The 10,957-nt window shown below is 66.8% G+C and carries 12 protein-coding genes and 1 tRNA gene; 4 read left to right on the top strand and 9 right to left on the bottom strand.

Features of this window, described 5'->3' with window-relative positions; all coding sequences use genetic code 11:
* Positions 1–339: 339 nt before the first annotated feature.
* Positions 340–1,749: a type I glutamate--ammonia ligase gene (gene glnA, locus K1Y73_RS19960; protein WP_225030051.1), complete on the bottom strand. Its 1,410-nt coding sequence runs from the start codon at positions 1,747–1,749 to the stop codon at positions 340–342.
* An 87-nt stretch (positions 1,750–1,836) separates the two neighbouring features.
* Complete coding sequence (locus tag K1Y73_RS19955; RefSeq protein WP_225030050.1) at positions 1,837–2,175, bottom strand: P-II family nitrogen regulator; 339 nt, start codon at positions 2,173–2,175, stop codon at positions 1,837–1,839.
* Between the two features lie 168 nt (positions 2,176–2,343).
* On the opposite strand from K1Y73_RS19955, the gene K1Y73_RS19950 reads away from it, so the two are divergent.
* Positions 2,344–4,188, top strand: a complete 1,845-nt coding sequence (locus K1Y73_RS19950) for an NAD(P)H-hydrate epimerase (protein ID WP_225030048.1) — start codon at positions 2,344–2,346, stop codon at positions 4,186–4,188.
* A 52-nt stretch (positions 4,189–4,240) separates the two neighbouring features.
* Here the strand turns inward: K1Y73_RS19950 and K1Y73_RS19945 are convergent, their stop codons facing one another.
* Complete coding sequence (locus K1Y73_RS19945; protein WP_225030047.1) at positions 4,241–4,723, bottom strand: Hint domain-containing protein; 483 nt, start codon at positions 4,721–4,723, stop codon at positions 4,241–4,243.
* A 254-nt stretch (positions 4,724–4,977) separates the two neighbouring features.
* Here K1Y73_RS19945 and K1Y73_RS19940 point away from each other — a divergent pair.
* Positions 4,978–5,062, top strand: a tRNA-Leu gene (locus K1Y73_RS19940).
* Between the two features lie 28 nt (positions 5,063–5,090).
* The gene (gene tig, locus K1Y73_RS19935) at positions 5,091–6,425 is read left to right on the top strand and encodes a trigger factor (RefSeq protein WP_225030046.1); all 1,335 of its coding nucleotides are present in this window, start codon (positions 5,091–5,093) and stop codon (positions 6,423–6,425) included.
* 92 nt (positions 6,426–6,517) lie between these two features.
* Here tig and K1Y73_RS19930 read toward each other — a convergent pair whose 3' ends face one another.
* From K1Y73_RS19930 to K1Y73_RS19910, 5 genes are all read right to left on the bottom strand, one after another.
* Positions 6,518–7,477, bottom strand: coding sequence for a DMT family transporter (locus K1Y73_RS19930; protein WP_225030045.1), 960 nt, complete (start codon positions 7,475–7,477; stop codon positions 6,518–6,520).
* A gap of 168 nt (positions 7,478–7,645) precedes the next feature.
* Entirely contained in the window at positions 7,646–8,215 is a 570-nt protein-coding gene (rplI, locus tag K1Y73_RS19925; protein ID WP_225030044.1) for a 50S ribosomal protein L9, read from the bottom strand.
* 13 nt (positions 8,216–8,228) lie between these two features.
* Complete coding sequence (rpsR, locus tag K1Y73_RS19920; protein WP_125327012.1) at positions 8,229–8,456, bottom strand: 30S ribosomal protein S18; 228 nt, start codon at positions 8,454–8,456, stop codon at positions 8,229–8,231.
* A 29-nt stretch (positions 8,457–8,485) separates the two neighbouring features.
* Complete coding sequence (rpsF, locus tag K1Y73_RS19915; protein WP_225030043.1) at positions 8,486–8,917, bottom strand: 30S ribosomal protein S6; 432 nt, start codon at positions 8,915–8,917, stop codon at positions 8,486–8,488.
* 174 nt (positions 8,918–9,091) lie between these two features.
* Complete coding sequence (locus K1Y73_RS19910; protein WP_225030042.1) at positions 9,092–9,523, bottom strand: PACE efflux transporter; 432 nt, start codon at positions 9,521–9,523, stop codon at positions 9,092–9,094.
* A 226-nt stretch (positions 9,524–9,749) separates the two neighbouring features.
* On the opposite strand from K1Y73_RS19910, the gene K1Y73_RS19905 reads away from it, so the two are divergent.
* Positions 9,750–10,325: a YceI family protein gene (locus K1Y73_RS19905; RefSeq protein ID WP_225030041.1), complete on the top strand. Its 576-nt coding sequence runs from the start codon at positions 9,750–9,752 to the stop codon at positions 10,323–10,325.
* A gap of 80 nt (positions 10,326–10,405) precedes the next feature.
* On the opposite strand, the gene K1Y73_RS19900 is transcribed toward K1Y73_RS19905, so the two are convergent.
* The coding region (locus tag K1Y73_RS19900; protein WP_225030040.1) for a YceI family protein at positions 10,406–10,957 on the bottom strand (552 nt) is incomplete at its 5' end.

The following is a 10,957-nucleotide window of genomic DNA, read 5'->3' as shown; positions in this document are numbered from 1 at the left end:
GACACCGGCAAGGCCCGGCCCAGCCCCGCCGCCAGCGCCTGACCTGCGAAGATCAGGCTGGCGCGGGCGAAGGCGCGGGGGGCGAAGGGCGGGTTCTGCTGGCCCTCGACCCAGATCGCGGGGCGGCCAGAGGCGGGGGGCTTTTCGGCTGGCATGGGCGGGGCCTGTCAAACGGGGGAACGCCCTCAGCCTTGCCCCGGCCCGAAGGCCCCCGCGCGGCAGGACCGTGGCGCCGCCGCGGCATTGGCCGCGATTTCCGTCCATCGGCCAAGGCGCGACCGGCCCCAGACGCAAAAGGGCGGCCCGAAGGCCGCCCTTTCCCTTCCGCCGATCCGGGGATCAGCAGGAATAGTACATCTGATATTCCACCGGATGCGGGGTGTGTTCGAAGGCGTAAACCTCTTCCCACTTCAGCGCCATATAGGCTTCCAGCATCGGCTTGGTGAAGACATCGCCGGCCAGCAGGAAGTCCATGTCCTTTTCCAGCTCTTCCAGCGCCTCGCGCAAGCTGCCGCAGACGGTCGGGATGGCGGCCAGTTCTTCCGGCGGCAGATCGTACAGGTCCTTGTCCGAAGCCGGGCCCGGGTCGATCTTGTTCTTGATCCCATCGAGGCCCGCCATCATCAGGGCCGCGAAGGCCAGATAGGGGTTGGCCGCCGGATCGGGGAAGCGGGCTTCCACACGCTTGGCCTTGGGCGATTCGGTCCACGGGATCCGCACGCAGCCCGAGCGGTTGCGGGCCGAGAAGGCGCGCAGCACCGGGGCTTCGAAGCCCGGGATCAGCCGCTTGTAGCTGTTGGTGGACGGGTTGGTGATCGCGTTCAGCGCCTTGGCATGCTTCAGGATGCCGCCGATGAAATACAGCGCCTCTTGGCTGAGGTCAGCGTATTTGTCGCCCGCGAACAAGGGCTTGCCGCCCTTCCAGATCGACATGTTCACGTGCATGCCACTGCCGTTGTCGCCCTTGATGGGCTTGGGCATGAAGGTCACGGTCTTGCCATAGGCGGCCGCGACGTTGTGGATGACGTATTTGTACTTCTGGATGTTGTCGGCCTGTTCGACCAGTCCGCCGAAGATCATCCCCAGCTCATGCTGCGCGGTGGCAACCTCGTGGTGGTGCTTGTCCACCTTCATGCCCATGCGCTTCATGGTCGACAGCATTTCCGAGCGCAGATCCTGCGCCGCATCGACCGGGTTCACCGGGAAATAGCCGCCCTTATAGCCGGCGCGATGCGCCAGGTTGCCGCCCTCGAAGGCCGCATCGGTGTTCCAGGCCGCATCTTCGGCGTCCAGCTGATAGCTGACCTTGTTCGGCGACACGATGTAGCGCACGTCGTCGAAGATGAAGAATTCGGCTTCGGGGCCGAAATAGGCGGTGTCGCCGACGCCCGAGGCTTTCAGATAGGACTCGGCCTTCTTGGCGATCTGGCGCGGGCAGCGGTCATAGGCCTCGTTCGTGTCGGGCTCGACCACGTCGCAATGCACGCACAGGGTCTTTTCGGCATAGAACGGGTCGATATAGACCGAGGTCGCGTCCGGGATCAGCTTCATGTCGGACTGGTCGATCGACTTCCAGCCGGCGATCGACGAGCCGTCGAACATGAAGCCTTCTTCGAAGAAGTCGGCGTCGATCAGATCGACGATCAGCGTGACGTGCTGAAGCTTGCCCTTGGGGTCGGTGAAGCGGACGTCGACATATTCGACCTCCTCGTCCTTGATCAGTTTCAGAGCCTTATCAACGGCGCTCATCTGACTGCCTTTCGCTGGGGGTTAGTGTTGCCGGGCGCTGCCGCCCGAGAGAGTGGGGGTCCGGCCCGAAGGCCCGGACCGGAAGCGTCACACCGCGTCGTCGCCGGTTTCGCCGGTGCGGATGCGGATCGCCTGTTCGATGGGCGAGACGAAGATCTTGCCGTCACCGATCTTGTCGGTGCGGGCGGCGCCGGTGATCGCGGCGATGGCGGGTTCCACCATGTCGTCGGTCAGGACGACCTCGATCTTCACCTTGGGCAGGAAGTCGACGACATATTCGGCGCCGCGATACAGTTCCGTATGGCCCTTCTGGCGGCCGAAGCCCTTGACCTCGGTGACCGAAAGCCCCTGAATCCCGGCTTCCTGAAGCGCTTCCTTCACCTCGTCGAGCTTGAAGGGTTTGATGATCGCTTCGATTTTCTTCATGGGCCGACTCCCCCGTTCCTTGGGCTAGGTCACAGCACTTCCCCAGAGCGGGGACAATGTGTCAAGGAATTTGCCGGGCGGGGCGGTTGCGGGAATTCTGTGCGTCTGGTGAAAATTTGATCGATGCGGTGAAATTTTGGGCGGAAGTGAATCGGGAAGGGGCGGGGCATGGTCGAGCTGCTGACAGCGGCGCAGATGCGGGCGGTGGAGGCGGCGGCGATCGCCTCGGGCGCGGTCACGGGGCTGGAGCTGATGGAGCGCGCAGGCCGGGGCGTGGTCGAGGCGATCTTCGCGGAATGGCCGGATCTGGCCCCGCCCCCCGGGGCGCTGCCCCGGACCCCGGGATATTTGGAGACAGATGAAAAGGCAGGCGAGCGAGAGCGCTGCCATCGGGCGGTGGTGCTGTGCGGGCCGGGCAACAATGGCGGCGACGGGTTCGTCGTGGCGCGGCTGTTGAAGGGCTGGGGCTGGGAGGTGGAGGTGTTCCTGTATGGGGATGCCGAGCGGCTGCCGCCGGATGCGCGGGTGAATTACGAGCGGTGGCGGGCGATGGGGGAGGTGCGGGCTTGGCCTCGGTCAGATGATGAGACTCGCATGCCCTACGATCCTTGGGCTTCCAGCCTCATTGTGGACGCGGTGTTTGGCACTGGCCTGACGCGACCCATCCCATTCAATGAGGCAAACATCGGAAGCATGTTGCCTGAATGGGATCTGCGCGAAGAGCCGGGTCGCCCGAGAATAGTCGCCGTCGATGTGCCGAGCGGATTGTGCGCCGACAGTGGGCGGACGCTTGCGGACAGCGATGCGCTTTGGGCTGATCTGACAGTTACTTTCCATTCGGCAAAGCTTGGCCATTTTCTTGGTGAAGGCGAAGCACAGTCTGGGAAGATCAAAGTTGCTTCTATCGGGCTTGAGCCGCAACGCAGTCCTATGCGTGTGGAGCGTCTGCGTCGGCTAGCGGATAAGAACGTGCGGCCAGTTCAGTTGGTCGATGCGCCGTCTGCTGGGGGGCTCGACAAGGGCGACGGTTTCAGCCGCCAAACACACAAATATTCCCATGGTCACGCCCTCATCCTGTCCGGCCCCCCTGGCCGGGGCGGGGCGGCGCGGCTTGCCGCGCGGGGGGCGCTGCGGATCGGGGCGGGGCTGGTGACGGTCGGGTGTGCGCCCGAGGCGATGGCGGAACATGCGGCGCGGCTGGATGCGGTGATGCTGCGGGGCGTGGCGGATGGGGCGGCGCTGGCTGAGGTCTTGGAGGACCGGCGGATCAATGCGCTGTGCCTGGGGCCCGGGATGGGGACCGGCGCGCGCGAGGCGGGGCTGGTAGCGGTGGCTTTGGGGGTCTTTGCCACGGACGGTTCGCCGGATGGCCCCCCACCCCCATCCCCTCCCCACGCGGGGGAGGGGGGCCGCGATGGTCGGCCGTACCGCGCTGAGGGGACCGATCACGCGCTTCCCCTCCCCCCTGTGGGGAGGGGAGAGGGGCGGGGGGCGCCGTCTCGGGAAAGGCGTTCTGTCGTCCTCGATGCCGATGCGCTGACCATCCTGTCACGCCGCCCCGACCTGTTCGCCGCCCTGCATGACGGCTGTGTGCTGACGCCGCATGCCGGCGAATTTGCCCGGCTTTTTCCCGATATTGCGGAAAAGCTGGCGGCGCCCGCCACCAAGGGCCCGGCCTATTCCAAGGTCGATGCCGCGCGCGAGGCGGCAGCGCGGGCGGGCTGTGTGGTGCTGTTCAAGGGGCCGGATACGGTGATTGCCGCGCCGGACGGGTGCTGCGCGGTGAACTCGGCGGCTTATGAGCGGGCGGCGCCTTGGTTGGCGACGGCGGGGTCGGGCGATGTGCTGGCGGGGTTCATTGCCGGGCTTTTGGCGCGGGGCTTCGGGCCCTTCGATGCGGCCTGCACGGCGGCCTGGCTGCATGTCGAATGTGCGCGCAGCTTCGGGCCGGGGCTGATCGCCGAGGATCTGCCCGAGGAATTGCTCAAGGTGTTCCGGGCGCTGGGGCTGTGAGGGGGGCCAGATCCTTTGACGGATCTGGCAGATTTCTTCAAGGAAATCCGGCTCAGGCGGTCGCGGCCGCCGGCGCGCAGGTCAGTTCCAGCCCGCCGGCATAGATCACTTCCTCGGCCGGGAAGCGCAGCAGGAACAGCCGGACTTCAGCCACGGTTTCCGTCCGGATGTAATCGCCATCGACCAGCCGCCGCGCCGCGACCTGGGCGCTGTCGCAGCCATACAGCGCCCGGGCGCGCCAGTCGCGCAGCAGGACCGGCTGATCGGGCGCCAGATGCAGATCGCCCTCGGGCCGGTCATGGCCCAGCGCCGAGGCCGAGATCCGCACCATCTGGGCCGCCCGCAGCAGTACGACCTCGACCGCCAGCAGCGGCCGGACGCCCGAGCGGGTGATCACCCGGTCGCCGGGGGCAAGGAACTGCACCGGCAGCGCGCCGTCCAGCGTCAGCACCTGCGTGCCCGCCGACAGGCCCTGGGCAGGCGCCGTGGTCAGGATCGTCTCGGCCGCGGAGGCGGGCAGCGTCAGGGGGCCCATCGCAGTCTCCATCTCGGGTTGGCAGTGTTGCGTTGCAGGCGCGGTCTTCGGGGCAGGGCATTGGGGCGCCGGGTGGCGGAAAGACGCCGCCCGAGGCCCCAGGCCAGTTCGCCACAGGGTTGTGGCGAAAATGCGGCAAGATTTTCCGACTCGCATCCGCTTGCGGCCTGTACTAGAAGGGCGCGGAAATTCCGGGACCGGCGGCGGCCCCTCCTGTCGCAGGGGGCGGGGCGCCGTTGCGCGTATCGGGACAGGCGGGTGTGGCGGAATTGGCAGACGCACCGGATTTAGGTTCCGGCGCCGCAGGGCGTGGGGGTTCAAGTCCCTTCACCCGCACCAAAGGTTGGTTGGGAAGGAAGAGAAACGAATGCAGGTCACCGAGACCCTGAAAGACGGCCTGAAGCGTGGCTACACCATCACGGTGACGGCGGCCGAGCTGGAAGCGAAAGTCCAGGAAAAGCTGATCGAGGCGCAGCCCGAGGTCGAGATCAAGGGCTTCCGCAAGGGCAAGGTGCCGCTCGCCATCCTGAAGAAACAATTCGGCCAGCGGATCCTGGGCGATGCGATGCAGGACGCGGTCGACAGCGCGATGAAGGACCATTTCGAGGCCACCGGCGACCGTCCGGCGCTGCAGCCCGATGTGAAGATGGTCGATGGCGAGACCTGGAAAGAGGGCTCGGATGTCGTCGTCGAGATGTCCTATGAAACCCTGCCCGAGATCCCGGATTTCGACGCCGGCGCGATCACGCTGGAAAAGCTGACCGTCAAGGCCGATGACGCGGCCGTCGACGAGGCGCTGAAGAATCTGGCCGATGGCGCCAAGGCCTATGACGATCGCAAGAAGGGCGCCAAGTCCAAGGACGGCGACCAGGTCACGATCGACTTCAAGGGCTCGGTCGATGGCGAGCTGTTCGAAGGCGGCTCGGCGGAAGACTATCCGCTGGTCCTGGGCTCGGGCTCGTTCATCCCGGGCTTTGAAGAGCAGCTGGTGGGCGCCAAGGTCGGCGACGAGGTCGAGGTCAAGGTGACCTTCCCGGAAAACTACGGCGCCAAGCATCTGGCCGGCAAGGAAGCGACCTTCGCCTGCACGATCAAGGCGGTGAAGGAACCGAAAGCGGCCGAGATCGACGACGAGCTGGCGAAGAAGTTCGGCGCCGAGGATCTGGCCGCGCTGAAGGCGCAGGTCTCGTCGCGGCTGGAAGCCGAATATGCCGGCGCGGCGCGGGCGGTCTTGAAGCGGGCGCTGTTGGATCAGCTGGACGGGCTGGTGAAGTTCGACCTGCCCTCGAAGCTGGTCGAGGCCGAAGCGGCGCAGATCGCGCATCAGCTGTGGCATGAAGAGCATCCCGACGATCACGGCCATCACCATGGCAATATCGAGCCGACGGAAGAGCATCTGAAGCTGGCCGAGCGCCGGGTCCGTCTGGGCCTGCTGCTGGCCGAAATCGGCCGCAAGGCCGAGGTGACGGTGAGCGATGCCGAGATGACCCAGGCGGTCCTGTCGGCGGCGCGGCAATATCCGGGCCAGGAACGCGCCTATTTCGAATTCGTGCAGAAGAACGCGCAAGTGCAGCAGCAGCTGCGCGCGCCGATCTTCGAAGACAAGGTGGTCGATCATATCGTCGCCGGCGCGAAAGTGACCGACAAGGAGATCTCGAAAGACGATCTTCAGAAGGCGGTCGAGGCGCTGGACGAGCTGTAAGCGAGACCGATCCTTCGTCGAAGGATCGCAAGGCCGCGCCCCTGGGGGCGCGGCCTTTTGCGTGGCGCCTGGGCGTCGGGCGGCGGCGGGCCTCAGGCGGCTTCGGGCGGCGGGACGGGGCGGGCAGGCCGGGCCGCCGGCGCGGGCTGGCGGATGATGTAAAGCCCCGCGGCAATGATCACCGCGATGCCGCACCAGGCCAGCGCATCGGGCATGTCGCCCCAGAAGATCCAGCCCCACAGCACGCCCCAGAACATGAAACTGTATTCGAAGGGCGCGACGGCGGCGGAAGGGGCGATGCGATAGGCATGGGTCAGCAGCGTCAGCCCGGCCGCGGCGATCACCCCGCACGAGGCCATCAGCGCCAGGTCGCGGGCCGTGGGGGTGATCCAGCCGCGGGTCAGGAAGCCCAGCGCGGGATGCGAGGTCTGGGCCAGGTCTCCGGCGCCGAAGACCAGCGACAGGGCCAGCGCGCAGATCAGGAAACAGGCATTGCCCCAGAAAGCCATGGCGGCCGCAGTTTCCCGCCGCCCCATCGGCCGCGCCACCACCATGGATATCGCATAGCCCAGCGCCCCCAGAACCGGCAGCAGCGCCGCCAGATCGAAGCCCGCCGCCCCCGGCCGCAGGATCAGCAGCATGCCGGCAAAGCCCAGCCCCACTGCCAGCGCCGAGGCGAAGGGCACCCGCTCGCGCAGGATCAGCGCGGCCGACAGGGTGATGAACAGGGGTGCGGTGAACCACAGCGCCACGGTGGTGGGCATGGGCAGCGTCGCAAGGCCCAGGTAATAGGCGGTATAGGCGCAGAAGTTCAGCAGGCCCCGCAGGCTCATCTGCCACCAGCCGCGGCTGGCGATGGTGGCCAGCGTGCCGTCAAAGACCCGCACGATCGCGATCAGAAAGGGCAGGGCGGTCAGGCTGCGCAGCACCATGGCCTGATGCAGCGGATAATCGCCCGACAGGCCCTTCAGGATCAGGTCCTGCACGGAAAACACCGCGATGCCTGCGATCAGGCAGAGGATGCCGAAGCCTGAGGAAGAGATCTGCCGCATGATGGGCCGAGGCTAGGCCCGGCGCTGCGGCTTTCTGCGCCGTTCCCGACAGCCGCTGGTCAGGGCGCGGCATGGCGCGCGGCGGCGGCGTAGGGCAAGGGCCCCAAAGCAAAACCGCGCGCCCCGGGGGGACGCGCGGTTCCAGTGACACCCGGAAAGGGGTGTCGCTTATTCGTCGTTGCCAGCGGCGCCGATATCGTCGAACAGCTCGGCGATTTCGAATTCCGCCGCGGCTTCGGCTTCGGCCGCCAGATCCTGGATCGACTTGCCCGAAGCTTGCAGCTCGGCCTCTTCGACCGAACGGGCGACGTTCAGGCTGACCGTGGCCACCACTTCCGGGTGCAGCACGACGCTGACCGGATGCAGGCCCAGATCCTTGATCGGCTTGCCCATCTCGATCTGGCTGCGGGCGACGGTGAAGCCGGCGGCGGTGGCCGCATCGGACGCATCGCGCGCCGTGACCGAACCGTAAAGCGCACCGGCTTCCGAGGCCGAGCGGATCACCACGAAGACCTGGCCATCCAGCTTGGAGGCCACGGATTCGGCCTCTTTCTTGGATTCCAGGTTGGTGGCTTCCAGCTGGGCCTTGCGGGCCTCGAAGCTTTTGATGTTGGCCTCATTGGCGCGCAGCGCCTTGCCCTGCGGCAAAAGGAAGTTGCGGGCATAGCCGTCCTTGACGTTGACGACTTCACCCATCTGGCCAAGCTTGGCCACGCGTTGCAGAAGGATCACTTGCATCGGATCATCCCCCTCACTTCACGGCATAGGGCAGCAGGGCCAGGAAGCGGGCGCGCTTGATGGCCGTGGCCAGTTCGCGCTGCTTCTTGGCCGAGACGGCGGTGATACGGGACGGAACGATCTTGCCGCGCTCGGAGATGTAGCGCTGCAGCAGACGGGTGTCCTTGTAGTCGATGGCCGGAGCATTGTCCCCCGAGAAGGGGCAAACCTTGCGGCGGCGGAAAAACGGCTTGTTCGCCATGGGTCAGAACCTTTCCTGTGCCTGAATGATCAACGACGCTCGCGACGGTCGAAGCCGCCACGATCACCCCGGTCGCCGCGGTCGCCACGATCGCCGCGGTCCCCCCGGTCGCCGTCACGGTCGCCACGCTCGCGCTCGTCGCGCTTCTGCATCTGCGCCGACGGGCCTTCGGCATGCGTATCGACCTTGATGGTCAGCACGCGCATCACGTCGTCATGCAGGCGCATCAGGCGTTCCATTTCCTGAACGGCCGCCGCGGGGGCGTTCGACTTCAGGAGCGCGTAATGGCCCTTGCGGTTCTTGTTGATCTTGTAGGCCATCGTCTTGACGCCCCAATACTCATGTTCAACGACGTCGCCGCCATTGTCCTTGAGCACGGTGGAGAAATGTTCGATGAGGCCTTCGGCCTGCGCGTTGGACAGGTCCTGACGCGCGATGAAGACATGCTCGTACAGCGGCATGCGGTCTTCCTTCGTCTCGGGGCGGCTTCAAAGGACGGGCAAAACACCTTTCCGGGCCCGTCCACGAGAGGCATCGCCGGTTCATGGAAATCGGAAAGGATGCGGCCTTATACGGGTTTTCGCCCGCGGCGCAAGGGCCCGCGGCCAGGCCGCATTGGCGGCGGCACGCGGGGTTCAGCGCGCCGAGGCGGGCAGGCCGAAGACCCGGTCGAAGGCCCAGGTGAAGCCCAGGGCGTAAAGCCCGAAGAAGACGATCAGCGCGGCATCGTAGAGAAAGGCCTCGACCAGGCCGATGCCCATCCACCAGGCCAGAAACGGCACCAGGGCCAGCATCAGCCCGCCTTCGAACAGCGCGCCATGGGCCAGGCGGCGGCGCAGGCTGCGGCCGCGGACCGGCTGGCGGCTTTCCCAGGCCTCGAATCCCCAGTTGAACAGGTAGTTGTAGACCAGCGCCAGCAGCATCGCGCCGAAGGCGGCCCCGCCCGCCGTGGCGGTGTCGCTGCCGGCAAAGGCCCGAAGCGCAAGGGTGGTGACCACAAGGCCGATGCTTTCGAACAGCAGCGCATAGGTCACCCGGCGGGGGATGGGGGAAAGGGCGGCAGTCATGGCGCGACCTTAGGCCGGGCCGGGGGCGACGTCCAGCGACCGGGGGGCGACTGGGGGCGCGGCAGGTGGGCGGCCCGGGGGGCGGGGGCGGGCGATCACGCGCGCCCTTGCAGGAAAGTGATGTTCGCTGCCGCGCAGACCCTGTTCGGCGCTGCCGGATTGCCGCGCTGCAGCGAAGCCCGCACCCTGCCGCGCATCCTTGCAACCCATTCCGGAGATTGACCGAATGATCCGTTTCGCCGCCCCCGTGCTGGCCCTGTCGCTGGCCGCGGCTCCGGCCCTTGCCGCGCCCGAAGCCTATGTTCTGGACCCGAGCCATGCCCAGATCGTCTTCAGCTACAACCATCTTGGCTATTCGACCGGCTATGGCATGTTCGGCGGCATCACCGGCGAGATCCAGTTCGACCAGCAGGATCCGGCGGCCTCGTCGGTGACGGTGGCTTTCCCGGTCAAGTCGATGCTGACCGGCTGGGAAGCCCGCTTCGACCATTTCATGTCGCCCGATTTCTTCGATGCGGCCGATGACGAGATGGTCAGCTTCACCTCGACCGGCATCGAAGTGACGGGCGAGAAGACCGCGAAGATCACCGGCGATCTGACCCTGAACGGGGTGACGAAATCGGTGGTGCTGGATGCGGTGCTGAACCAGGTGGGCGAACACCCGATGGAGAAGAAGCCCTGGGCGGGCTTCTCGGCCACCACCACGCTGATCCGCAGCGATTACGGCCTGGGCGCCTTCGCCCCCTTCGTCAGCGACGAAGTGGCGGTGGAAATCTCGATCGAGGCGATGAAGGCCGAGTAAGCGGCCCCAGAGCAGGAAAGAGAAAGGCCGCCGGAGCGATCCGGCGGCCTTTTTCGTACGCTATCCTGGGGCCGGCAGGGTCAGCGGGTGGCGGTCAGCGCCACGCTGACCGTCACCGCGAATCCGACCGAGCTTTCGTCCTTGTAGCTGGCGCCCATGCCGAAATCGCGGCGGTCCAGCGTGACCTCGCCCTTCATCTGCGCCGTGTCGCCGTCGATCTGCAGGGTGAAGGGCAGGGTCAGCGGCCGGTCGGTGCCGCGCAGGGTCAGCGTGCCGGTGGCGGCATGGCCCTGGGCCGTGGGCGCGATCTCGGCGGTGAAGCTGGCGCTGGGGAAGGCCGCCACGTCGAAGAATTCGGGCGCCTTGGCCTGATCGGTCACCGCGCCCAGGACCAACGATGTGGTGTCGATGGCCACCGTCACGCGGCCCAGGCCGGTGGCCGGATCGAAGGTGATCGCGGCGGTCCAGGCGGGGAAGCTGCCCTCGACCTCTTGGCCCATCTGCTTCAGACGGAAGGTCAGCCGGCCCTCGGTCACCTGCCAGGTGCCGGGGGCGGTGGCGGGGGTGGACGCGGCAGGTTCGGGCGCGGCGGGGGATGCGGCGGGCGAAGGGGCGGGCAGCGCCAGCAGCAC

It is taken from the genome of Xinfangfangia pollutisoli (assembly GCF_020179405.1).
In the GTDB taxonomy this organism is placed as follows: domain Bacteria; phylum Pseudomonadota; class Alphaproteobacteria; order Rhodobacterales; family Rhodobacteraceae; genus Pseudogemmobacter; species Pseudogemmobacter pollutisoli.
Note: the sequence above shows the minus strand (reverse complement) of the source record. Positions and strands in the feature narration are given on the sequence as shown.